Raw genomic sequence first — 24,038 nt, forward strand, 5'->3', positions numbered from 1 at the left:
GCCTATACCCTCACCACAAAGCTAGTCCCTTTCCCCAATTCAGTATTCACAGTTAACGTCCCTTTGTGCAGCCTGATTATCTGCCGACTAAGGCTGAGGCCAATGCCTGAACCCTGCTTTTTTGTTGTGTAGAAAGGCACGAAAATGTTATCCAGGATGTCGGCTGGAATACCAGGGCCATTGTCTGATATTGAGATGATAACAGTCCCGTTATCTTGCGTTGCGCTCATTTTGATAAGGGGAGAAGCGACTGCTTCCACTGCTTCACCAGCGTTTTTTACGAGGTTGATCAATACCTGCTCAAACAGGTCTTTGTCGATGGTTATTTCCAGCCCGGCCGACAAGGTCTCGGTCTCCAGCTTGATCTCCTTTTTATCAAAGTCCATCAAAAAGAGTTTTTCAACTTCGCCAAACAGCGTTGATACTTTTATTTTTTCAAACCTGGGAGGCTGAATATTTGTCAAACTGCGGTAGGCTTCTACAAACCTCACGAGACCTTTACTGCGGTTTTCTATCGTTTTCAGGCTGTCTACAACGTCCTTCGCCGACTCGTCATCCAACGCTGAAAGAGGCAGAGGCTGACCTGCCTCGTCTTCGAGCATTTCCCTGATAACCGATGTGAGCGTGGAGATGGGAATCGCTGAATTCATGATTTCGTGGGTCAATACCCTAATTAGTTTCTGCCATGAGTCGAGTTCTCTTTCCTCCAGCTCGTTCCTGATGTCCTGAAAGGAGATAATGCGGTATTGGGTGTTCTTTACGGTAATAGATGAGCACTGAACGGACAGGTTGTAAAGCTCTTTGTGTAGCAGCTTGGTGAGAATGCGCTGGCCCGGCTCCAAAGCGTCGATGGTGTCGTAAAAGGCTTCGTCAACATTGCGAAGAGAGCCCATGTTTTTAATAAACTTCTTGCCCGTAAGCTCTGTAAACGATCGATTGTAGATCAGCACTTCGCCTTTTGGGTCGGCTACAACAAGGGCCACCCTCACATGCTCCACAATGGTTTGAAGAAAAAGGTATTGCGACTCCCGCTCGGAGCTTAGCTGATGGAAGACCCTGATGATTTCGGAATAGGCAAACTTCAGGTCGTCGACCCGGAAGCGGGCGGTGTGGCCGGAAAAGGAATTGGTGAAATCGCCCTGTTTGATAGCAGAAAGGAAATTGTAGAGCTCCCTCCGGTAGATTTCCACATAGCGAAACAAGGATACCGTGGCAATGGCAGTAAACAACATCAGCCAGCAGCCAGCCAGCCAGAAATCGGTGCTGATAATGATGTACATGCCTGCGTAGCCCAGCACCAGGATCAGTGCAATACGGACGATGACCTGCCAGCGAAACCTGTCAAAAACCATACTTCTTCATTTTGCGGTACAGCGTGGTGCGGCCCATGCCCATTTCGTCGGCGGCTTTGGTCAGGTTACCTTCCCATTTTTTGATGGCTTTTTGGATAAGCTGCTTTTCCATTTCATCTTTCTGAAGCACTTCGTTGATCATGGCGGGCTGAGGCTTTTTGTCGAGCGGGAAATCATCGGCAGTCAGCTCAGTGGTGTCGGCCATGATCACCGCTCTTTCCATCGTATGTTGCAGCTCACGGATGTTGCCCGGCCAGGGATATTGGTCTAGTTTTTTTAACGCTGACTTGTTCAGTGACAGCTGCCGCTTGTTGTATTTACTGGCGTACGAGTTAAGATAGTGCTCCGCCAGTAATGCCACGTCGCCGATCCGTGACCGAAGAGGAGGCAGCGTAATCTCTACCGTGTTGATCCGATACAACAGATCTTGTCGAAAATCACCACTTTCAATCATTTCATCTATTCGGATATTGGTGGCTGAAATTAGCCTTATATCAATATCGACCGGACGATTCGAGCCGATCGGTGTCACCTGCCGGGCCTGTAGTACCGTGAGTAGCTTGGACTGCTGGGTGGTGGTCAGGTTGCCAATTTCATCCAAAAACAGCGTGCCTCCCGACGCTATTTCCAGCCGTCCCTGCCTGTCTTCTTTGGCATCGGTAAAGGCACCCTTTTTGTGCCCAAACAGCTCCGATTCGAAGAGGCTTTCTGCCAACGAGCCCAGGTCTACTTTAATGAAAGGCTCCTTTGCCCGGAGCGACTGACGGTAGACCTCCCTGGCTACCAGCTCTTTACCTGTTCCGTTTTCGCCAAGAATAAGCACGTTGGCGTCTGTTTTTGCCACTTTTTCTATCGCTTCAAACACAGGAGCCATCACATCGGAACGACTGATCATATCTGGGAATGACCTGGCAATATCGCCTGTGATGACCTTCTCTCTCGATTTTAGCTTCTGCACCTCCTTTTTGGAGCGGGAAAGCTGAAAGACGTTTTCGACGGTAGCTATCAGCTTTTCCCTTTCCCAGGGCTTCACCAGAAAATCGATGGCACCAATTTTCATGGCTTCAACCGCCAGCTGGATGTCGCCGTAGGCGGTGTTCATAATGACGTGCGCCTGCGGATCAAGCTTAAGTATTTCTCTCAGCCAAAAGAGCCCTTCGTTCCCGCTTGTTTGCCCATGGGAGAAGTTCATATCGAGCAGAATCACGTCGAAGGCAGTTTTCTCCAATAGCCTTGGCAGTCGTTTCGGGTCTGTCTCAGTATGCACCTCACCAAATCGCTGCTTGAGCACCAGCTTAGCAGTGTAGAGCACGTCCTCGTCGTCTTCAATGATCAGTATATTGGCGTTGAGCTTCGGCATTACCAGTAATTCGTTTGTAGATAACCCTCCAAGGGCTGATCTTCAGCATAGCAAGAGCCCTTGGAAGGTTTAAAGCAGAAATATATCAACTGTTCCACAATGAAACGAAAAATTGTTTCAATGTGAAACAATTCGAATGGTGTTAAGTAAGTTTTTATTTTGCAATTATTTGATATTCAGAACTTTAAATATTATGGCATTCTGTTTGGCGTATAATGGTTCCGTCACCATAAGCGAATAAGGTTATGCTCAAAAACTATCTAATTCTAGCCTTCCGTCATCTAAAGAGAAAAAAGGGTTTTGCTTTCATCAATATCGCTGGCATGGGTGTTAGCCTGACTGTGGTACTGGTCATTCTGCAATATGTGGTGCAGGAAACCAGCTACGATAGCTTTCATGAAAAGCTCGACAGAACATATCGTGTTGTTGGTACTATGACCCAGGCCGGCAAAGAGTCGGCGGCGAATCCCGGCAGCCATGCCCCGCTTTCGGTAGCGGTGGCAGCGCAAGTACCTGAGATTGAGACTTACGCCAGGTTTGACCGAATTGATTATACCAATGTTTCGTTAACAAACAAGTCTGAAGCCACTCCCCGTCAGGTATTTCAGGGTAACTTCTATATTGTAGATTCTACTTTTTTTGAGGTGCTAAGCTTCGACCTGATCAGTGGCGACAAACGCTCTGCCCTTACGAAACCGGAAAACATGGTCATCACCGAGAGCGTGGCAAAGAAGCTTTTTGGCGCTCAGGATCCCATGGGCAGAGAGGTTGAAATGGGAAACAATTGGGGAAAATACACCTTTCAGGTGTCAGGAGTGATGAAAGACCCACCATTCAATAGTCACCTCTCTCCACAAGTACTTATCCCGCTGACGTTTTATGACAAGATCAATGTGAAGATCAACGACTGGGAGAATAGCTACCTGGGTAGCTATGTGGTACTTAACAGCCCGCAGTCGCTAGACCTTGTTACAAGTGCATACAACTCTATTTATCAGGAGCACCGCCCGGAGAGCCAGAAGAATCAGGGCGTCGATTACGAGTATTCGCTTCAGCCAATGGCTGACGTATATCTTCACTCTTCTTTCGAATTCGAATCGGCCAAAACTGGCAACTTTACCTATGTGGTGTTTATAAGTATAGTTGGTGCGCTGGTGCTGATTATATCCTGGGTCAACTACGTAAACCTTGCCACTGCGCAGTCGGTGGAGCGGGCCAGGGAAGTGGGTATCAGAAAGGTGTTTGGTTCGTTAAAGAGGCAGCTAATCAGCCAATTCCTTTTTGAATCGATGTTGATCAATGCTATCAGCGTTGTGCTGGCACTTACGCTGGCCCAAAGCCTGCTCGGGAGGATTGGCAACTGGACGGGCATAGAAATCCACTCGACCCTGATTGCGGAGCCGCTGTTTTGGGTCTGCGTTGTGTTGTTTTGGCTAACCGCCTCATTTTTTGCCGGGTTTTATCCTGCCTTTATATTGTCAGGCTACAGGCCTTCAAGAGTGCTCGGCGGCAGGTTTAAAAGCGATAGCAAAGGTGTTTTTCTGCGCAGGTCGCTGGTGATTTTTCAATTTGCTGTATCCGCTTTGCTCATAGCGGGCACTATCACAGTATACCGGCAGATCAGCTATATGCGCAGCCAGGATTTGGGGATTAATATCAATGATGTGGTGGTGTTAAAGTCGCCTCCCTCTGCCCTGAGCAGTGTAGAGTTCAACAAGAAGGTCAACTATTTTAAAACGGAGCTGCTGAGAAATCCGCAGTTTGCGGCGATGACAACGGCCAGTACCATGCCCGGACATAAAATTGGCTGGACATCAACAAAGATGAGGAGAAAGGGCGAGGCCGAAGGCGAGGGGGCGTCGTTCAGTTTGATTGCTTGCGACAAAGATTATCTTAAAGCTTTGTCAATTAGCTTGATGGCAGGGGAGTTCTTCCAGGGACATGAGCAGCCCTGGGTTACCGGAGAAATTGTGATCAATAAACGGGCAGCCGAAATGTTGGGATATCAGTCGCCAGAGGAGGCACTGTATCAGCACCTGGTGTGTCCGGTTTTTGGCGGTGCCGACCTTAGGATTATTGGTGTGACCGACGACTACCATCACCAGGCTTTGCAGTCTTCCATTGAGCCGGTGATCTATGTCCTCTCCAACTGGAGCAACTACTACCTGGTAAAGCTGAACCTTAAGGGAACCGCTGAAGAAAAAACAACTGCGCTGGCACCAGTGCTGTCCAGCCTGGAGTCGTCCTGGAAAGAGGCATTTCCCGAGAGCACTTTCAACTATTCATTTTTAGATGAGCAGTTCAACCAACAATATAAAGCCGACCAGCAATTCGGTGCCCTGTTTACTCTTTTCTCTGCCTTTGCGATCTTCATTGGATGTATGGGCCTTTTTGGTCTGGCTTCCTACACGCTTTACCAAAAGACCAAAGAGATTGGTATCAGGAAAGTGTTGGGCGCCAGGTACGGCGACATCATGGTACTGGTATCAAAGGAATTTCTATTGCTGGTTCTTATGGGAAACCTGGTAGCCATACCTGCGGGCTGGTGGCTGGTGAGCAACTGGCTGGAGGGATATGCCTACAGAATTGAGATCGGCTGGTGGTTTGTTGCCATCCCGGTAACGAGCCTGCTGGTGCTGACCTTTTTGACTATCCTGTTTCAGGTGTTGAAGGCAGTTAGGCTGAATCCGGTGGAGAGCTTGAGGTATGAGTAGTGGAGTAAACAGTAAGAAGTTGGAGAGTGGCCCACCAACGCTTGAGGCTACGGCGGGCAAAGGAGAGCGATAGGCGTCGGTACGGTAGCGTGGGGCAGTGCTAGGAAACCGTCAGCCGCCGGAAGATGAAATCGAACCTTAGCGGGCTTTGCTCCTTTGCGTGATCGATTTGTGGGTTGAATAGTAATGCAAAGGGCTGATTGATAACAATTGACTTTTACTAAACAGAAACATCAAAATATGTTTTTTAACTACATCAAAATCGCCTGGCGCAACATCCTTCGCAAAAAGATGTTCGCTTTTATCAACGTGCTCGGTTTGGCTATAGGCATCAGCACCTGTTTCGTTATGCTGCTGATGATTGAGTTCGAAAATGGTTTTGATACGCAGCACAGCAATGGTGACAGAATTTACCGCCTTTATACCACCTTCAGCGGTGCCTTCAGCGGCTCTAATAGAGGAACGGCCTCGGGTGCAGGTCCTGCCATCAAAGAGAGTTCTACTAATGTTGAAAGAGTGGCTCAGTTTTTTGAAGTTGGGGGCAACAAAGTGACAATATCCCAACCAGACGCCGACCCAGCCATATTCAGAGAAGGATTGAAGGCCATATTGGCGGACAGCTCCTATTTTAACATGCTTCCAGCCTATGAATGGATCGTTGGCGATCCCTCTGTTTCACTTTCCAGTATCAACCAGGTTGTGTTGACCGCAACTACTTTCAAAAAGTACTTTGGAGATAAGGCCTCTCCTCAGGACATGCTGGGAACAACGATCACCTACCGTGACTCGATCCAGACCACGCTAACGGGGGTTGTCAATGAAATTCCATTCAGAACCGATTTTCGTTTTACTGAGTTTGTGTCGGTGGCGACAGCAAAACGTTTTGGGGTGAACCTCAATGATTGGAGAAGTACAAACAGCGGCTCTCAAACATTTGTTGAATTGATGCCCGGTGTTAAGGTTGAAGACTTCGAGAGCCAGGTGTCACTGCTGAAGGAGAAATACATGGCAGAGCATTTGGACAGCGACTACGAGGCGGATTTTATGCTCCAGCCGTTGTCGGAGCTTCATTTTAATCCGGAGTTGGGGATTTTCAATTCAGTTGGCGACGTGGCCAACAGGTCCACCCTGAAGATTTTGGCCCTTGTTGCTGTGCTGATTCTTCTTATTGCTGCCATTAACTATATTAATCTTGAAACTGCACAGGCCACCAGAAGGGCGAAGGAAATAGGCATCAGAAAGGTGCTCGGTAGCTCGAGGTCGACGCTGGTCTTTCAATTTCTGGCGGAAAGCATCTTGCTCACATCAATAGCCACAGCATTTGCCTTGCCGCTTTGTCAGTTTGCGCTGATCTATTTCGATGAATTTTTGTCTCCTGATATGTCGCTAAGCCTGAACGACCCCGCCACCATCGGGTATTTGATTGCGCTGGTGCTTTTCGTGGGGACGCTGGCAGGCATGTATCCGGCATTGGTGCTAAGTAAGTTTTTGCCAGTAAAGGCACTGAAGAGCCAGATTTATACCGAAAAAGGGAAGAATTTCTCTGCGCTGCTCCGCAGAGGTTTGACCATTTTTCAGTTTACATTTTCTCAAATACTTATTGCTTGCTGCTTGCTGATGATTTGGCAGGTTGATTTTTTAACGAAAAGAGACCTGGGTTTTAAGAAAGACGAGATACTGGTGGTAGGGACTCCCTGGCGGGAAACTGCCCAGAAAAGAGAGCGACTTGCCGCTGAGCTGGCTTCAATACCTGAAATTTCTGCCATCTCCTTGCACGATAATCCGCCGTCCAGTAACAACTGGAGCTCTGATTTGCTGAAGTCGTATGACGAAAGTGGAAATGAGGTAATTCATGATGTGCATATAAAAAGGGGCCAGGTGGACTATTTCTCCTTCTATGAGATTGATTTCCTGGCTGGCCGACCGTTTCTGCCCAACGATTCGCTGAAGGAAGTGGTGATTAATGAAAAATTTGCCAGGGAATTGGGCTACGAAACCCCCAATGATGCCATTAGCGAACAAGTAAATTGGGGAACAGAAAAGCACACGATTGTGGGTGTTGTCAACGACTTCCACAACAGGTCACTACATAGTGAAATTGACCCGCTGGTTCTTGTATACGACGAAGAGGGCAGCGATATAGGGGTGAAGCTGAACCTGGAAGGTGGTAGCCATGCCAGTGCCGACGCAGTGGTTGACAAAGTGAAAGCTGCGTGGGATGAAGTATATCCGAACCACCCCATCCGATATGAGTTTCTTGATGAATCGATCAATAAAACCTATGAATCTGACCGCCGGACGGTGAAGCTTGCCTCTACAGCGACCCTTATTGCCATTCTGATCTCTTGCCTTGGGCTGTTCGGATTGGTGTCATTTAGCACGATTCAGCGAACCAAAGAAATTGGCATCAGGAAAGTGCTGGGAGCCACGGTGGGCAATATTGTGTCGCTCATGTCGAGAGACTTCCTTGGACTGGTGTTGATTGCCTCCGTGGTGGCTGCTCCCATCGCTTACTGGCTAGGCTTAATGTGGTTGGAGGATTTTGCTTATAGTGTTGAGCCCGGAGTTTTGTTATTTCTCCTCACAGGCGCATTTGCGCTGCTGATCGCCTTTCTCACTGTGGCGCAGCAGGCATTCAAAGCAGCCACTGACAATCCGGTGAAGGCTTTGAGGTATGAGTAAGAATGGTCTACGAGGCCAACTAAACAAAACCACCTCGCCATGCTAAGAAACTATTTCATCATCGCCCTTCGCCACCTGAGCAGAAACAAGGTTTTCTCGCTTATCAATCTGGCAGGTCTTTCAATAGGTCTGGCTACTTTTCTTGTTATTTTCACGTTTGTGTCTTTCCACAGAGGATTTGACACCTACCACGCAGATGCAGACAGGATCGTTAGGGTAGGTACCAGGATAAAGCTTGGAGGTGAAGTGATTATTTCTCCCACGGTAGGTGCTCCGGCTGCAAAGGCTTTTAAAGAAGAGCTTCCCGGAATCGACGAAATTGCGACAATATTCAGCCGGCCCTATTTCAGGTTCAACATTTCCGTTGGCGATAAGAGTTTTCCCAGCGAGCAAGGTGTGTATGCGGACTCTCTCTTTTTCAGCATGTTCTCCATACCGGTTGTAGCCGGAAACCCTTCCACTGCCCTCACGGAGCCAAAATCGATTGTGCTTACTGAAAGTATGGTAAAAAAGTATTTTGGCGATCAGGCATCACCTGAGTCTGTGATAGGAGAATTGGTGGAAATAGAGGATCAGGCAGTTGTGCGGGTAACTGCGGTATGCGCCGATGTGCCTCAGCAAACGCATTTTACCTTCAATGTTTTAATTTCCTCTGATCTAAATCCTCGTGACAGACAATATTGGTTGGGAGAAGGTGTATTCACCTATGTGAAGCTGGCAAAGGGACAAACGGCTGAGCAACTGCACGACATATTCCCGGCATTAACGGAAAAGTACATCGGCCCCGAGATAAAAGAATTCCTCGGTGTCAACCTATCAGAGTTTTTGGCGACCGGGGGCGAATTCGAGTTTACAACTACGCCTATAGAGGATATACATTTAAAATCTCACGCCGAAACCGAAATCGCTGTCAACGCCAATGGTACTTATGTCAATATTTTCTTTGGCGTAGGGGTACTCATCCTGCTACTTGCAGTCATTAATTTTATCAATCTTTCCGCAGCTTCCAATATCCAAAGACTGAAAGAAGTGGGCGTAAGGAAAGTGATGGGTGCCAGGAGAGAAGGGCTTGTCCTGCAGTTCATGACAGAAGCTATCCTGATCACGGTAGTGGCCTTTGGCCTGGCGCTGACCCTTCAGCAGGGAGTGACACCTCTTGTAGGTCAGTATTTTGGCGTCAATATGGGAGATGGCGTGGTGTCAGTTGGCTGGTATGTGTCTGTTGCGCTCGCCGGTAGCATTGTCATTGGCGCTGCTGCGGGCATCTATCCGGCTTTTTTACTTTCTAATGCTAAAACAATAAATGCACTTAAAGGGCAGACATCAGTTAGCAGCAAGAAGAGCAGCACCCGAAATGCCCTGATGGTGGTTCAGTTTGCTATTACGATTGGATTGCTGTCGTGTGTAATGGTGATCATGGCTCAGGTGCATTACCTCCAGACAAAACCATTGGGATACAACAAAGATCAGGTAATGCTGATCAATAGTATCGACCACTTGTCTGCCAGCAGAAGCGCAGTTCGCCAGGAACTTGAGGCACTGCCAGGTGTGGAGGCTGTATCAATTGCCAGTTACGTGCCTTCCGGCCCCAGCGATTTTGACCGAAACGCCATGCAGGACCTGACTGCTGAAGCACCGGAAACCTTTAGAGTGACTCACGCTGCCGTGGACGAACACTTCCTGGAAGCGATGCAAATGAAGCTTTTGTACGGAAGGAATTTCTCTGAGGCCTACGGCGATGAGTCCTCCAATGTGATTATCAATGCTGCCATGAGTCGTGCTTTTGGCTGGGACGTAGCAACCGGAGAGGCCATCGGAAAGACCGTAACAGACGTTGATTTTAACCGGGGCTTCACCGTTATCGGCATCGTCGATGACTTTCATGTTTTCAATATGCAGGACCCTATCACTCCGTTCTTTTTTCGGTACTCAAAGGAGGGCTTCGTTGCTGTGATCCGCTTCAATACTAATGAGCTCCCGGCGTTGAATGCAGCATTTCCTGACATGTGGAAGCAGTTTTCTGAAAAGCCCGCCAATAAGTCTTACCTCAATGAGTTTTTTCTGAAGACTTTTGAAGAAGAAAAAAAGATAGGTAGTCTGTTCGAGATGTTCACAGCTTTGGCCGTTATTCTTTCAGGCATGGGGCTTTTTGCCATGACGGCGTTTAACACCCACCAGCGAACCAAGGAGATAGGCATCAGAAAGGTACTGGGTGCTGAAGGCTTTGGGTTGTTTATCATGCTTTCAAAAGGAGTGGTGTTCATGCTACTGATCGCTGCTGTCATTTGTATTCCAATGGTTTATTACGGAATGAGCGAATGGCTGCAAAGCTATCCGTACAGAATTGCCCTGCCCATCTGGGCTTTGGTTGCACCGCTGGCAGGCATTGTGCTATTTGCCTTGTCCGTTAGTGGATGGCATATTTTGAAAGTGATAAGGATCAATCCTGTTGAGTCGCTGAGAGATGAATGAACTGCGGCAATGTTCCATTGTCCCATTGGGGTCTCTCGCAGAGAACCCTGATGGGGCAAGTGGACGCCACGTTGATTTCTCATCTTCCCATTTTCCCATTCAACCCATTGGGGTCTCTCGCAGAGGACCCTGATGGGTTCATACCGTTGCTCCTCTTACACCACCTCCCTTTTCCCAAGGCATCTTCCAAACAAGCCCCTGAAAGACTATTTCCTGCTAATTTTCTGGTCTTAAAAAGCATCCCGGCAGACCTTGTTTTACATTGAAGCTTCCACTGGAAACGCAACATACTTGAACCTCAAACGCAACAAGCTTGATGAGCAAGCCATCGAAGCTTCAATGGCACCCGACGCAGGCTTCAGCCGAAATGAGTGGAAGCTTCCACAGGGGTTGATCGAAGCTTCCATCGGACACCGGATGTTTTTGATAGGATATATTGCGTAAAAAATATATGTTTATTACAGGGCAAAGATCGGTTAAATCTACGCAAGACCCCACCTGTGGCTATAGGGAATATAAACGCTAGTACCCGGGCTGACTGGGGTTTATACAATCGTTGGGCACCATTAAAACATGACTAAAAAACATTTCAAATACGACTCTGAGTATTCAATCGGAATGTATCTGAGTAAGTACCAGTTTTTGCAACAAACTGAATTGGAATTGTTTGCCAAAAATCAAAATACATTCACAGATGCAACACCTTGTCATATCTACTTTATTCTTAAAAGGTCTAAACTTTCTCTCGACAGCACCTACTTTAAAGAAGAGCCAAACTATGTTGAAGTAAAGTATTTCATTCATGAGCAAGAAAAAAAGCACGAAAGACTGTTGAGAATACCAAAGCCGACTGAACTTAAAAACCTTGAATTAGGTACTGAATACCCGTTTGACTTTTTCAAAGTAACTGACAATGGGGAGAACAATGCGAATTTTAAGCTTTCTGCAATTCTTGACATATTACACCCAAAACAATACCAAGCCGAACCCCTATTAGACTATGAAGTTCTATATGTAGGACAAGCATTTGGAACAGACGGAAAGCGAACCGCTATTGACCGAATAGGCTCTCATTCAACCCTTCAGAAAATCTATTCAGAAGCTATGCAAAGAAATCCTGATTCGGAGATATGGCTAATGTTATCTCACTTCGAAGAACAGCGTTTTGGGGCCATGAATGGTAACATAATTATGCCTGTTGAAAATGAAAAAGAACAAATGGAAAGGTTTGCCAAATTCATGAACCCTAGTTCTTCTAATTTTTCAGAAGATCAAAAAATAAACTTTACAGAAGCGGCTTTGATTCAAGCTTTTTTACCAAAATATAATAAAGAGTTTAAGGGAACCTTTCCAAGTCCAAATCACACCTCATATAAAGAATGCTATGACTTGGATGTAAATGGAATTGTTGTAGAACTCGACACAACAAATGTCGCAAGGTGGTTATACTCTGACAAACTTCCTAGAAGACCAGAAGGACAAATTGGAATACCTTATTGGCAACATAGTGAATTCCATTTCACCACAGACAAAGAAAGGTTTAAGATGTTTAACAACGAGTATTTTTAAAACAAAAACGGTGCCCAACAAAACCTATAAGCAATAGCGCCCTGCGGGACGCTACTGCTCATAGCTAAAACGTTATCTCATGAACCAGCGAATAAAAATAGCACTGATACCCAGCATGCTTTTTTGTGTGCAAACTTCCTTCGGCATGGGTGAAGCATACCTGGTAAAGGAACAAACGGTAGCTTTTGAAAATAAGATCATCAAAGTCCCTCAGGTCTATTCGGTCACTCAGGGTGACACTGCCAGTTTGAAATAGATAAAGCAGTTCGGTTGATGAGAGAGTATTTTGACAGCAAAAGATGAACTAATGAAAGACTATAAGAACATCAAGACATTTGAAGAGTTGATTGAACTCGAACACGGAAAAATCGGAACGGAAAGCCGAAACAAATATGAAGAGGGGGCGCAGATGTTCATTGTGAGTGAAATGCTAAAAGCAGCCCGCAAGGAAGCAAAACTGACACAGGAGCAACTGGCCGAAAGATCAGGAACAAAGAAGAGTTACATTTCTAAGCTTGAAAACGGGAAAGTAAATATCCAGCTCTCAACGTTGATCAGAATTTTTGAGCAAGGATTGAACAGAAGAATTGGACTGACTTTCTTGTAAATCACATGTGAGTGGATCTGCCAAGTATGGCCCATGCGTCAGGTACGGATCTGGGTTAGCTCGACGAGGGAAGTGAGGCTGGCGTAACGCTTACACAACCATTCTGGATTTAATAAGCTTGATATTATCTTCCTTCACACCGAAGGTTCCTGCCAGCTCCCGCCAATGAGAAAGTGCGTCAGCTGTCTGATCGATGATGGCTGCTACGTCAGCGCCGGAGAGGTGGGTTTGTTTCCCAAGCTGGATTAAATGAGGAATAGAAGGGGCCTGGCCTTCACCCATCGCCATCGTGCTTTGCTGCCCTCCCGGGCCGGAAGAGAAGGTCAGGTCATAGGCAGGGGCGAGCGTCCAGTCGCCATTTTGATCCATCAAAAACGAGAAGTTTTTTCCATGATCATCTCTGTTGTGAGCAAGCACATTGAAAACGACCAGCCTAAACATTTTCTCCACTTCTCTGGCGTCTTTTGTGAGGGCCAGCGTTAGCTCAAGCAGGTTTTCATAATCCAGCGCTGGCACCCTGAAATTGGCATGCAGCAACCCGCTGGCGGTGTGCATATGCCAGCGCCGGCCTGGCGAGCAGTCGAAACGTTTGACAGCAAAATGTCCAGGGCCTTTATCAGCAGGAAAGAGGTAAGTGGCTGGCATGGCTAGCCCGGCCTGTCGTGCCATCAGGGAGTAAACGAACTCAATGCCTCCGGCGTCATCACCATCATTGGCGTTGGGAAACTTCACCATCCAGTGCTCGTAGCCTTCAGGCAGCTGGTGTTTTCCATGGATGATATTTTTTTTCTCCCCATCCAAGCCCACCAATACTTTTGGCCGTGCACCTGCCGAGGAGCCACCTAAGTCAATCAATTCCTTTAAAACCTCACTGGCTTCCCCATTCAGCACGTCCCGGGTCTGGTTGGCCAGTTTATTCAGGTCAAGAGGGCTATCGGAAGCCTGGCTGCTGTGATCTGGTGCATATACCAAAGCGCCTGGACCGGTGGTGCCAACAAGGGCCAGCCGGTCTAAAGGTGAAAATTCAGCAGGCAGTATGCCCTGGCCTTTTAAAAAGCGATCGATGAGCAGCCGCCCCCAGCCGTCAGGCAGGCTGTCGTCAAACACGCCGGGCAATCCCTCAAAAAGAAATGGGTCGAAGCTGTGAAGCCCTGTTTGAAGTGGTAGTTTGAAAGGAGAAATGGGCAAGTCAAGCCCAAGAAACGACTGGTCGTACCCGAAGTAAATTCTATTGTCCCGGCTGGCCAGTCGCCCTACCGGAACCGTGTCGTTGGCAAACTGAAGACCAACTTTGATTTCCTTCACTGGTGTGTATCCATTCATTTTTTCCAGCCTCGTTTTGGTGTGGCAGCCTTTTGGCCCTTCAGCACATCATCAATGGAAGAAAATTGAGGCTGACTGACAGCGGTTGCTTCCAATACTTTCTCCAGGCAACCAAGGGCCATGCAAAGCTTAACAAATGAAAGGAGGGACAGTACACCTTTTTGCTCAAACTTTCGAAGTGTTGGTAAACTCACGTCTGCCCTTTCCGCTAAACCTTCCTGGGTCAGTCCCTGCGCCAACCGCAGCGCCTTGATGTTCGCAGCAAGCTTTTGCTGTGCTTTTGGAATCGATATAAGTAACATTATTGTATTAATTAATAGATAAATATACTAATTAATAATATAATAGGATTAGTTAGAGATCGCTAAATTGATTGAGGTCTCCGGGAACCCGCTCAAGTCACTAAATAATTAGCTCCAATCGTTTCAAAATGAAACACTCCACCGTTTCATTTTGGTGCACAATGCTTTTGATTATTATTGTAAATACCTGACTTTTAGGGTTTTGATGTTTGGCATATCTTATGGCTTAGTATTGTCAACCGATGAAACACCAAACATAAGGTTCTCATGCTTTTCAACTACCTCAAAATAGCCTGGCGCAATATCTCCAGAAACAAGCTACTCACCTTCATCAACGTCGGCGGATTGGCAGTGGGCATCGCCACCAGTTTGCTGATCATGCAATATGTAGCTTTTGAGCAAAGCTACGACCAGTTTTTAGACAACAAAGAGCGGATATTCAGGGTAGACTGGAGCTTCAATCAGGAAGGTGAGACGGCGTTGGCACTCCCAAAGGCAGCATCAGGTGCGGGTCCTAAACTTGTTACCGATTTTCCGGAAGTGGAAACAATGACCAGGATTTACAAAACCTTTAGCCCTGTAAATGTCAGCTATCAGGACAAGGTTTTTAACGAGGCTAAAATCCTGTTTGCCAGTCAGGACTTCTTTCAAGTGTTTTCCTTACCACTGACGTCTGGGGAAAGGGAAAGTGTGCTGGACGCACCCAACAAGGTAGTGCTGAGCCGGTCGGCAGCTGATCGCTATTTTCCGGACGCCGACCCACTGGGCAAAATTCTCCGCCTCAAGGAGGGCGACGATTGGGACATGAGCCTGCAAGTGACAGGCGTTATGGAAGATATGCCGGCCAATACCCATATGGAGGGAGTCCTGGTTATTTCCTTTGACACCTATATCAAGCCAGGCTCTTATGCCGACGGAAGCTTTTACTGGGTAAACTTTTACACCTACCTGCTCACCGCTCCGGGCACTACAAAAGAGCAACTGGATGCCAAACTGAACCCATGGCTGGCTGCCAACGAGGCCTTCAACGACTGGAGCGAAGGAGACAAGCCCACCGCAAGCGTGATGCCACTGGAGGATATTCACCTGCACTCGCACTATACGCAGGAAATGAAGCCCAACGGCAGCTACCTGGTGGTTTCCATCCTGATGGTGGCTGCGCTGGTGATATTGGTAATAGCCTGGCTCAATTATATCAACCTGAGCACTGCCAAGGGCCTGGAACGGGCCCGTGAAGTCGGCATCAAGAAAGTGGTGGGGGCTGGCAAGCACCAGCTGATGGGGCAGTTTTTGTTGGAGGCGCTACTTATTAACCTGATGGGCCTTATCCTTGCGGTTACCTTGTTTCAATTTGCCCAGCCCCTGCTTCAGTCGGTGATGCCCACCACTGTAAGTTGGAAGGTGATCCTCGATAGCGACCTGTTGCTTCCCATGGCTGCTGTCATCGTCTTCGGATCGTTTTTGGCAGGCTACTATCCTGCCCGGGTCATCTCATCCTACCAGCCAGTGGCTATTCTAAAGGGCCGGGTGGCGCATTCTACCGGAGGCGTGCTTCTTCGCCGAGTCATGGTGGCCGTGCAGTTTGGGCTGTCGTTGTCGCTTTTGGTGACCACGTTTACTGTTAAAAACCAGGTAGATTTCATGTTTTCGCAGGACCTGGGTATCAACCTGGACCAGGTAGTGGTGGCACTTGCCCCCGACGCTGTTTCGGGTGATCAGGAGGAGAAGTTTCGATTATTTCGCAATGAACTGATGTCGGGCAGAAGTATTGTGAACGCTTCCAGGAGTGTAGTGGTGCCGGGAGAATCAATATTTTACAACTATGCGAGGCAGTTAGCGGAGGGGAAAGGTGCCAGCGACAAATATGGGCAGGGTGCTATTGATCCTTATTTTCTTTCACTTGTAGATATGGAGTTCGTAGCAGGCCGTGATTTCAACCCTGACCTTGAGACTGACAAGCGGGCCGTAGTTGTCAACGAATCGGCGCTGAAGCTGCTCCAGTATGCCGATGCCGAAGAAGCATTAGGAGAGACGATTCGCTACATGGATGACGACTTTGGCGCCTGGACTATCGTGGGTGTAGTGAAGGACCACCATCAGTATGGGTTGGGTAGTGAGATTGAGGCAATGATCTACTACCTGGAGCAGCAGGCTCCTTCGTACTTTCTCTTTAAGATCGCCCCAGACGCAACACAGCAGGCTGTGGCCGAAATCCGGGAAGCGTATCAGGAGTTTTTTCCCGGCAATCCTTTCGACCACTATTTTCTTGATGAGTCGTTCGAGCAGCAGTATGCCGCCGACCAGCAAATTCAGCAGGCTTTCAGCGGTTTTTCTTTCATCGCCATTGTTATTGCCTGTTTGGGGCTATTTGGCCTGGCGTCTTTTGAAGCTATTCAGCGAACGAAAGAAATAGGGATCAGGAAAGTATTGGGAGCCTCTTTTTCAGGGCTTGCGGTGCTGTTCTCAAGTCGCTTTCTTGCGTTGCTGCTGATAAGCGCAGCGGTAGCCCTTCCCGTGTGTTACTTCCTGATGGAGGAATGGCTCAATGGCTATGCCTACCGAATGGAGCTGGGCTGGAGGGAATTTGCACTGCCGCTCGGGATACTGTTGGGCATAGCTATGGTCACCTTGCTTTATCATACGCTTAAGACAGTGAGGGTGAATCCCGTGGATGCATTGAGAAGTGAATGATTTAAATTTCAGAAAGAAAAAGACTGTTAGCATGTTACAAAACTACTTTTTAATCGCCTGGCGCAATTTGCTTCGCCACAAGGGTTATTCGTTTATTAATATCCTTGGACTGACGGTTGGCATTGCCGCCAATGTTTTCATCCTTCTTTGGGTGGCTGATGAATTGTCATTTGACCGGTTTCATGCCAATGGTGACCGAATTTTCCAGGTGCTGATCAATGGCGAATATCCGGACGGGAGTATTAAGACTTATGCCGCCACTCCTGCATTATTGAAAGACGTCATCGTAAGTGAAATACCGGAGGTGGAATTGGCCACCCAGCACAGCATGGAAACGGAGCTGTTGGTGAAATATGAAGCCAATGCTTTCAATGAAAGTGGAATCTATGCCGACCCTGCACTTTTCAAGGTATTTAGTTTCCCCATCGTAAGTGGTAATGCCGTCCAACCCCTGACGGGCATTAAAGCAATTGCTATTTCTGAAAATCTTGCCAAAAAACTGTTTGAAAAGGAAGATCCAATTGGTAAAACCTTGCACCTGGGAGCATCCGGTGAACTTACCGTCACCAGCGTTTTTGCTAATATTCCGCCAAACTCATCTCTTCAGTTTGACTTTGTTATTCCTTTCGAACTTTTCACAAAGGAAAATCCATGGACACAACATTGGAAAAGTGGCGGAACAAAAACAGTGGTGATGCTGAAATCCGATGACTTTACGGACGCCGCCAACCAAAAACTTTCTGGCATAATCAAAAAGAACTGCTCCGATTGCTCAACCACACCCATTTTGTTTCCCTACCTGAAGTCGAGGTTGTACGCTGAATTTGAGAATGGGAAAAACACCGGCGGAAGAATACAGCAGGTTTTCCTTTTTGGCGCTGTGGCCCTCTTAATCCTTGTTATGGCGTGTATTAATTTCATGAACCTTTCAACGGCCCGATCAGCCAATAGAAGTCGTGAAGTAGGCGTGAGAAAATCGATAGGTGCTCACAAATCGGACCTGGTTATTCAGTTTATGACCGAATCGTTGCTGTTATCTTTCATTGCGCTGCTTTTTGCCATGGGGGTTGTTCAGCTGCTGCTACCCTTCTTTAACGAGATCACGGCCAAGTCTATTGAATTAGACTTTACCAATCCTGTGCTCGCTTTTGGTGTGTTGGGAGTGGCGGCTACTTGTGGATTATTGGCAGGAAGTTACCCGGCTTTTATTTTGTCGAGATTCCATCCAGCCAGGGTTTTAAAGGGAAATGCACAACCAGGCCTGACCGGAAACACGCTTCGTAAAGCACTTGTCATCGTTCAATTTACTACGTCATTAATACTTGTCGTGGGGAGTATTGCGGTATACAAGCAGATAATGTTCATCAGCGAAAGAAACCTTGGTTTTGATAAAGAGAATGTCATAGTAGTGGATCGGAACGAAGGCACGGACAAAAACTATTCGGCCATTAAAAATGATTTGAATCAGCTGGCTGCGGTGAAAAGCATAGCCTTTGGGGGCAGCAATATATTTACAGTACCCATCACTACTACAGATCCTGTATGGTCTGGAAAGCCTGCGAACTCTTCCATCTTTTTCAAAATATACCGCTGCGATGCTGAGTTCATTCCCACGATGAATATCAAAATGCTAAATGGTCGGAACTTCATCGGGGGTCAGGATGCGTCCAATTACATTATCAACAGGAAAGCTGCCGAGGTGATGGGACTGGATCTTGAAAATACGGTAGGAGCAGACCTCGAAATGTGGAATGGAAAAGGGAAAGTAGTTGGAGTGACAGATGATTTTCACAATAACAATTTGAAGTTTGGCATCGAGCCGATGATTTTCATGTATACTGAAAATAACGGTTCTCACTACTTTATAAAGTTGGGCGGGCAGGGGCCAGTGGTGGAAACCGTTGCCCAGGTTCAAAATATCTTTGAGCAGCACAACCCGGATTACCCTTTCGAATACACTTTTCTCGACGAAGTTTTCGACAGGGAATACCGAACGGAGGCAGTTGTGGGAAAGCTGTCATTGAGTTTTACTGTGATTGCTATCCTGATTTCCTGTTTGGGCCTTGTGGGCCTGGCGTCTTTCACTGCTGAAAGAAGAACCAAAGAATTGGGCATCCGAAAAGTGATGGGAGCTTCCGTTTGGGGGCTTGTTGTCATGCTGGGCAATGATTTTGTGGCCCTCTTCAGCTTTAGCTTACTCGCTGGTATCCCGATTGCCTGGTTTTTAGTCAACGAGTATTTATCAGACTATGCCTTCCGGACGCAGGTCGGTGGGGGCACTTATATCGCCATCTCACTTTTTATGTTAGTTGTCACATTGCTTTCCGTAGGCTATCAGTCAATCAAAGCAGCTTCGGCCAATCCAGTCGACTCTCTGCGAAATGAATAAGTTGACCAACTGCAAAACCAACAACGGATGCTAAAAAATCACATTCTCCTCGCTTTCCGCCATTTGAAAAAGGAAAAGGGGTATGCCCTTGTAAGTATCATGGGCCTTGCCATCGCTTTTACTGTGGCTTTTTTCGCAGTGGCTTTTCTTCTGCACGAAATGGTTCCGGACCAAAACTTCGTGGAAAAGGAAACACTGTATCGAATGAATTCCTACTTCACAAAAACCGAAGAGAGAATTGATATACCAAGTGTTTCCTTTGGTGCGGCCGAAGAGTTGATGGAGAAAATACCTGAGTTGGAGGCAATGGTTCCTATAGAACCAATGCGGGGAGCTTTTGATGTGTCTGTTGGAGGTAGAACCTTTAAAGTGGATAATTGTGTTTTGACCAGCCCTGGCTTTTTGGGCCTTTTTAAGCAGGATTTATTCTCCGTGAAGTTGCCATTTGAAGAAGGAACAATTCTGTTAAGCAATGCCATTTCTAAATCCATCTTTGGCGACATCGACCCCACAGGCCAAATAGTAAATACGAGCCGAGGAGATTTTATAGTCGCCGGTACATTTGAAGACTTTCCGTCAAATTCTCACTTGCAGATCAATGCCGCCGCCATGTCGCTGCCATCTCAGGATGACAAAATAGGAGGAGGGTATGTTTATGTCAGGCTTCAGCAAGGTACTGTACGAGAAAAGGTAGAGGAAAAATTAGCGCAATTCTCTAACGACCTAAATGAACGATATGGCCCCTTTGCTTATTCGGTGGAGAGTGCCGATCGGATTTACTTCAGCGACATACGTGTCGGTTCGACTACGAAAGTCATCAATAAAAATACGCTTCAGCTTCTGCTTATTGTTTCGGCCATCATCTTATTGATTTCGACCACTAACATCATCAATCACACGCAATTAAAGGCACTGTTTCGTGGGAGAGAAGTTGGGGTGAAAAAGGTGCTGGGCATTAAGAAGGCTCAGCTCGTTTATCAGTTTTTTGTGGAGTCTTTTTTGATTGTTGCTGTATCGTTTCTGTTGGCAATGTCGATGGCACAGGTGTTTGCCAGCGAGGTTTATATGTACCTCAAGGCAGTGTCGGTTAATCAGCCTGTAGCCATAGCCATCGTTGCTGGAGTAGCGTTGGTGGTTACAATGCTCATGACGCTGTCTCAACTCTATTTGTTTGCGGGCATTATGCCCAGAAGGGTCATTTCCGGTAACTATCACATCGGCACCAGGAAGCACCTTTCAAAAGCTATGATTGGCTTTCAGTTTTTGATCACGACTGTGCTGGTGGGGGGAGCGTTGCTGGTAAGAAGCCAGATGAGTTATATCGCCAATAAACCACTGGGGTTTGATGAGGACGGGTTATGGTATGTCTACAGTGGTCGGGACTCTCTCAATCTTCAGCTCCTGAAAAACGAAATTAGAAGCATCCCCGAAATTACTTCCGCTACCGTTTCCAGCTCCATTCCCGGCAAACCGGACGGATACTTTCTCTACTCTTTTCACTATGCTAAGAATGAAGATAACCTATTGCAGTGTCAGGTAGATCAGGACTATTTTGACACCTATCGAATGAGTTTCATAGAAAAGCCGACTGTGCTTACCAGCTCGGGTTATCTTCTCAATGAGCAGGCTGTACTGCTGGAAGAAAAGATGGATGGGGCATTCAAGGCGGAAGGAGAACTACTGGGAGTGGTTACCGATTTTCATACTTCTTCGTTCTTGCAACCTATTTATAATGTCAGGTTCAGGATTAGCGATGAAACTCAGGGCTTTCTGACAGTTAGGATAGTGGAAGGCAAAGAAAAGGAAGCAAAGCAGTATTTAGCTGCCAAATGGAAGCAGCTTTATCCTGACACCCCTTTTGAACTATTCAACCTGAAAGACCAGTTTGTTGCTTCTCATGCCTCGGTTACTGACTTCCTAAGGGTAGTCAATGCCCTCACACTTATATCGGTTTTTATCTCTTGTGTTGGGTTAAGCGCTTTATCTGCCTTCTCCATCAAAAAGAAAATCAAGGAAGTAGCCATTAGAAAGGTGCTTGGTGCTACAGTTTACCAGATAGCCAAAAGTGTTAATCTTGGGTTTGTTTTGATCATTGTTGGCTGTGCACTGGCGGCCATTCCGATAGTAAACAAATTTGGCAATGACTGGCTGGATCGATTCGCTTACCATACCCAGTTTGATTTATGGATTCAGATATTGCCAGGTTTTCTCGTGGTGTTTGTTGCTGTGGCTATTGTCACGTTCAAAACATGGGCTACCGCCAAATCGAACCCCATTGAAGCATTAAGAACTGAATAAACCAACCCATTATGCTCAAAAACCACATTCTCCTCGCTTTTCGCCATTTGAAAAAGGAAAAAGGCTACACGCTGTCAAGCATTGTCGGGCTGGCGCTGGCCTTTGCTGCCTGTTTTTTCACGTTCAGCTTCGTGTTTCATGAGTACACAGCCGACAGGCAGTTTGCTGATCGAGACTTGACTTACAAGCTGCAAGCCAACGATACCATCGATAGCCCGGTGAAATTCAACTCCATGCCTATTTCCAATGCGCAGTACATGGAAGACCATTTTCCCGAAGTGAGCCTTGCCGTGCCGATTTATCAGGAAGGCAGTGAAGTGACAGCGGAAATACAGGGCAAGTACTTCGTTGAGAAGCTATGGGCTTACACCGAACCGGAAGTATTGCAGCTGTTCGAAACGGAGTTGTTTGACGTCAGACAAACTGTAAAGGAAGGCACAGTGTTGCTTAGCGAAACCGCTGCCCAAAGGTTTTTCGGAAACGAAGACCCTGTGGGTAAAGTAATCGGCACCGAAGAAGGTGACTATGTGGTAGCTGGCACTTTTCAGGATTTCCCTTCCAATGCTCAGCTGCAAATTAACGTATTCTGCATACCACTACCCTCGAAGGAAATGCAGTATCGTCAGGGGCTGGTTTATTTAAAAGTCCTTCCTGATGTCAACATACCTGAGCTCCTTGTCAAAGTTGATAAGGAATCCGACGATATGGATCGGTTTCTTGATGTGATCAGATACACCCTTGTTAGCGTAAACGACGTGTATTTGACGTCCTCAGATAATACAGGTATCCAAAAAAGCGCCAACAAAGATATGGTAGAAGATATGGCTGCCATCTCTCTAATCATACTATTTATCGCTGCGTTCAATATTGTCAATTTAACCCAGGTGAAGACTCTCTTTAGGGGAAGGGAAGTGGGTGTAAAGAAAGTGCTTGGAATTTCCACTGGGCAGCTTATGACGCAATTTTTGGCGGAGGCAGCCCTAGTCGTTCTCCTTTCGGGGTTGCTGGCCATATCTTTTATTCAACTCGGGAGGCAGGAGCTACTTGGGTACCTCCAAATGAACAAGCTTTCCATTGCTTCGGGCGGATCATTTCTTCTTTCACTGATGGTGGTTATAGTGCTGCTGTTGGGCATTATGCAGACGCTGCTCTTCAGAAAAGTAATGCCAAGGGATGTAATAGCGGGTAAGCTGAAGCTGGGAGAAAAAAAGTGGTTGCTGAAAGGTTTCGTGGGAGTACAGTTTTTGATCGCCTGTACCCTTGTGGGGGGCGCCCTGTTGGTAAATAAGCAGAAGCAATACATGTTGTCCAGGCCAGTAGGTTTTGATGTCGACGACTTGTGGTATGTAAGAATGTATTCCTCTGAAGATCTCAGACTACTGCGAGTGAAGACGGATGAGATGCCAGGTGTTCAAAACTCCACTATTTCAAGCGGACTTCCTTTCGTGACCTATGGTGGAATGGTGCACGAGGACGATGGTAAGATGGAATTTATTCCTTTTATCAGTATTGATGAACACTTTACGTCTACCCTCGGAATCAGTTTTGTCAATGAGCCTACGGTGTTTCCTGATTCGGGCGTGTTTGTGAACCAGACGTTAATGGCAAGGGAAGACCTTGACTTAAAAAAGGCTTTAGGTGAGAGCGTGGTGGGTGAGGTAGCTGATTTCCATTTTGGAAAGTTAAGCAATCCAATAAGGGCCATGGCTCTTGAGCCTGACAAAGATGTATCGAAAGGGTTTATGACGATGCGCATTACCTCATCAGCAGTAAATGAGGTAAAGAGTCAACTTAAAGAGGAATGGGAAGCCCTATATCCTGCCTACCCTTTCGAGCTCTTTTCTCTTAAGGAAAACTATGTCGATGCTCACAAAAAGGAAGTTGAATTGGCCAATGTGCTGACTATGCTATCGATGATCGCTGTTTGCATTTCCGGCATTGGCCTTGCCTCTCTCACAGGCTTCTTTGTGAGGAAACGTTTCAAAGAAATCGCTATTCGTAAAGTATTGGGTGCCACCATCGAACAGGTCATTCGCCAGGTAAATGCTGGCTACCTGGGATGGATAGGCGGGGCCATTGTGCTATCGATGGGTGTGATCTACTATTTCGGGAGCGAATGGCTGGCAAGTTATTCCTACGCTACGGAGATAGGTTTTTGGGTGCTGGCTGGGCCGTCTGTGATGCTCGTGGTCATTGCAGCTGCCATTATGATCTTGCAAAGCTGGAAGACCGCCCGAACTAATCCTGTGGAGGCGTTGAGGACGGAATAAAAACCTGCT

General features: G+C 47.0%; 15 protein-coding genes. 11 read left to right on the plus strand and 4 right to left on the minus strand.

The features are described 5' to 3' along the window. Positions 1 to 2: 2 nt before the first annotated feature. Entirely contained in the window at positions 3 to 1,352 is a 1,350-nt protein-coding gene (locus tag RIG68_RS20410; protein WP_350126512.1) for a sensor histidine kinase, read from the minus strand. Further along, a complete protein-coding gene (locus RIG68_RS20415; RefSeq protein ID WP_350126515.1) occupies positions 1,342 to 2,712 on the minus strand; it encodes a sigma-54-dependent transcriptional regulator in 1,371 nt (456 codons plus the stop codon). Before RIG68_RS20415 ends, RIG68_RS20410 begins: the two co-directional genes overlap by 11 nt. A 245-nt stretch (positions 2,713 to 2,957) precedes the next feature. Between RIG68_RS20415 and RIG68_RS20420 the strand changes: the two genes are divergently transcribed. The 7 genes from RIG68_RS20420 to RIG68_RS20450 all read left to right on the plus strand — a co-directional run bounded on the left by RIG68_RS20420 (position 2,958) and on the right by RIG68_RS20450 (position 12,756). Then, positions 2,958 to 5,426, plus strand: coding sequence for an ABC transporter permease (locus RIG68_RS20420; RefSeq protein ID WP_350126518.1), 2,469 nt, complete (start codon positions 2,958 to 2,960; stop codon positions 5,424 to 5,426). A gap of 240 nt (positions 5,427 to 5,666) precedes the next feature. Further along, positions 5,667 to 8,108, plus strand: a complete 2,442-nt coding sequence (locus RIG68_RS20425; protein WP_350126521.1) for an ABC transporter permease — start codon at positions 5,667 to 5,669, stop codon at positions 8,106 to 8,108. Positions 8,109 to 8,147: 39 nt separating this feature from the next. Continuing rightward, positions 8,148 to 10,580, plus strand: coding sequence for an ABC transporter permease (locus RIG68_RS20430; RefSeq protein WP_350126524.1), 2,433 nt, complete (start codon positions 8,148 to 8,150; stop codon positions 10,578 to 10,580). A gap of 291 nt (positions 10,581 to 10,871) precedes the next feature. Continuing rightward, a complete protein-coding gene (locus RIG68_RS20435) occupies positions 10,872 to 11,024 on the plus strand; it encodes a hypothetical protein (protein WP_350126527.1) in 153 nt (50 codons plus the stop codon). 129 nt (positions 11,025 to 11,153) lie between these two features. Beyond that, positions 11,154 to 12,149 carry a hypothetical protein gene (locus RIG68_RS20440; RefSeq protein WP_350126530.1) on the plus strand — a complete coding sequence of 332 codons (996 nt, stop codon included), beginning with the start codon at positions 11,154 to 11,156 and terminating at the stop codon, positions 12,147 to 12,149. Between the two features lie 79 nt (positions 12,150 to 12,228). Further along, the gene (locus tag RIG68_RS20445; RefSeq protein ID WP_350126533.1) at positions 12,229 to 12,405 is read left to right on the plus strand and encodes a hypothetical protein; all 177 of its coding nucleotides are present in this window, start codon (positions 12,229 to 12,231) and stop codon (positions 12,403 to 12,405) included. Between the two features lie 51 nt (positions 12,406 to 12,456). Further along, positions 12,457 to 12,756, plus strand: coding sequence for a helix-turn-helix domain-containing protein (locus RIG68_RS20450; RefSeq protein ID WP_350126536.1), 300 nt, complete (start codon positions 12,457 to 12,459; stop codon positions 12,754 to 12,756). 90 nt (positions 12,757 to 12,846) lie between these two features. Here the strand turns inward: RIG68_RS20450 and RIG68_RS20455 are convergent, their stop codons facing one another. Both RIG68_RS20455 and RIG68_RS20460 read right to left on the minus strand, forming a co-directional pair. Beyond that, on the minus strand, positions 12,847 to 14,079 hold the full coding sequence (locus tag RIG68_RS20455; RefSeq protein WP_350126539.1) for a type II toxin-antitoxin system HipA family toxin: 1,233 nt from the start codon (positions 14,077 to 14,079) through the stop codon (positions 12,847 to 12,849). Next, entirely contained in the window at positions 14,076 to 14,381 is a 306-nt protein-coding gene (locus tag RIG68_RS20460; RefSeq protein WP_350126542.1) for a helix-turn-helix domain-containing protein, read from the minus strand. Before RIG68_RS20460 ends, RIG68_RS20455 begins: the two co-directional genes overlap by 4 nt. Positions 14,382 to 14,648: 267 nt before the next feature. Between RIG68_RS20460 and RIG68_RS20465 the strand changes: the two genes are divergently transcribed. From RIG68_RS20465 to RIG68_RS20480, 4 genes are read left to right on the plus strand one after another with little or no spacing between them, the layout of a single operon-like run. Continuing rightward, positions 14,649 to 17,072: an ABC transporter permease gene (locus tag RIG68_RS20465; RefSeq protein ID WP_350126545.1), complete on the plus strand. Its 2,424-nt coding sequence runs from the start codon at positions 14,649 to 14,651 to the stop codon at positions 17,070 to 17,072. A 31-nt stretch (positions 17,073 to 17,103) separates the two neighbouring features. Further along, positions 17,104 to 19,461 carry an ABC transporter permease gene (locus RIG68_RS20470; protein WP_350126548.1) on the plus strand — a complete coding sequence of 786 codons (2,358 nt, stop codon included), beginning with the start codon at positions 17,104 to 17,106 and terminating at the stop codon, positions 19,459 to 19,461. A gap of 27 nt (positions 19,462 to 19,488) precedes the next feature. Continuing rightward, the gene (locus RIG68_RS20475; RefSeq protein WP_350126551.1) at positions 19,489 to 21,759 is read left to right on the plus strand and encodes an ABC transporter permease; all 2,271 of its coding nucleotides are present in this window, start codon (positions 19,489 to 19,491) and stop codon (positions 21,757 to 21,759) included. An 11-nt stretch (positions 21,760 to 21,770) separates the two neighbouring features. Next, positions 21,771 to 24,029, plus strand: coding sequence for an ABC transporter permease (locus tag RIG68_RS20480; RefSeq protein WP_350126554.1), 2,259 nt, complete (start codon positions 21,771 to 21,773; stop codon positions 24,027 to 24,029). Positions 24,030 to 24,038 lie beyond the last annotated feature (9 nt).

The sequence above is a fragment of the Imperialibacter sp. genome (genome assembly GCF_040222385.1).
Classification (GTDB): Bacteria; Bacteroidota; Bacteroidia; order Cytophagales; family Cyclobacteriaceae; genus Imperialibacter.

What these genes read in the sequence shown, in the direction of transcription:
- RIG68_RS20445 (WP_350126533.1), top strand. Translation starts at nt 12,229, where the DNA reads ATGAACCAGCGAATAAAAATAGCACTGATACCCAGCATGCTTTTTTGT.
- RIG68_RS20415 (WP_350126515.1), bottom strand. Translation starts at nt 2,712, where the DNA reads ATGCCGAAGCTCAACGCCAATATACTGATCATTGAAGACGACGAGGAC.
- RIG68_RS20440 (WP_350126530.1), top strand. Translation starts at nt 11,154, where the DNA reads ATGACTAAAAAACATTTCAAATACGACTCTGAGTATTCAATCGGAATG.
- RIG68_RS20425 (WP_350126521.1), top strand. Translation starts at nt 5,667, where the DNA reads ATGTTTTTTAACTACATCAAAATCGCCTGGCGCAACATCCTTCGCAAA.
- RIG68_RS20475 (WP_350126551.1), top strand. Translation starts at nt 19,489, where the DNA reads ATGCTAAAAAATCACATTCTCCTCGCTTTCCGCCATTTGAAAAAGGAA.
- RIG68_RS20465 (WP_350126545.1), top strand. Translation starts at nt 14,649, where the DNA reads ATGCTTTTCAACTACCTCAAAATAGCCTGGCGCAATATCTCCAGAAAC.
- RIG68_RS20450 (WP_350126536.1), top strand. Translation starts at nt 12,457, where the DNA reads ATGAAAGACTATAAGAACATCAAGACATTTGAAGAGTTGATTGAACTC.
- RIG68_RS20470 (WP_350126548.1), top strand. Translation starts at nt 17,104, where the DNA reads ATGTTACAAAACTACTTTTTAATCGCCTGGCGCAATTTGCTTCGCCAC.
- RIG68_RS20455 (WP_350126539.1), bottom strand. Translation starts at nt 14,079, where the DNA reads ATGAATGGATACACACCAGTGAAGGAAATCAAAGTTGGTCTTCAGTTT.
- RIG68_RS20430 (WP_350126524.1), top strand. Translation starts at nt 8,148, where the DNA reads ATGCTAAGAAACTATTTCATCATCGCCCTTCGCCACCTGAGCAGAAAC.
- RIG68_RS20420 (WP_350126518.1), top strand. Translation starts at nt 2,958, where the DNA reads ATGCTCAAAAACTATCTAATTCTAGCCTTCCGTCATCTAAAGAGAAAA.
- RIG68_RS20410 (WP_350126512.1), bottom strand. Translation starts at nt 1,352, where the DNA reads ATGGTTTTTGACAGGTTTCGCTGGCAGGTCATCGTCCGTATTGCACTG.
- RIG68_RS20460 (WP_350126542.1), bottom strand. Translation starts at nt 14,381, where the DNA reads ATGTTACTTATATCGATTCCAAAAGCACAGCAAAAGCTTGCTGCGAAC.
- RIG68_RS20480 (WP_350126554.1), top strand. Translation starts at nt 21,771, where the DNA reads ATGCTCAAAAACCACATTCTCCTCGCTTTTCGCCATTTGAAAAAGGAA.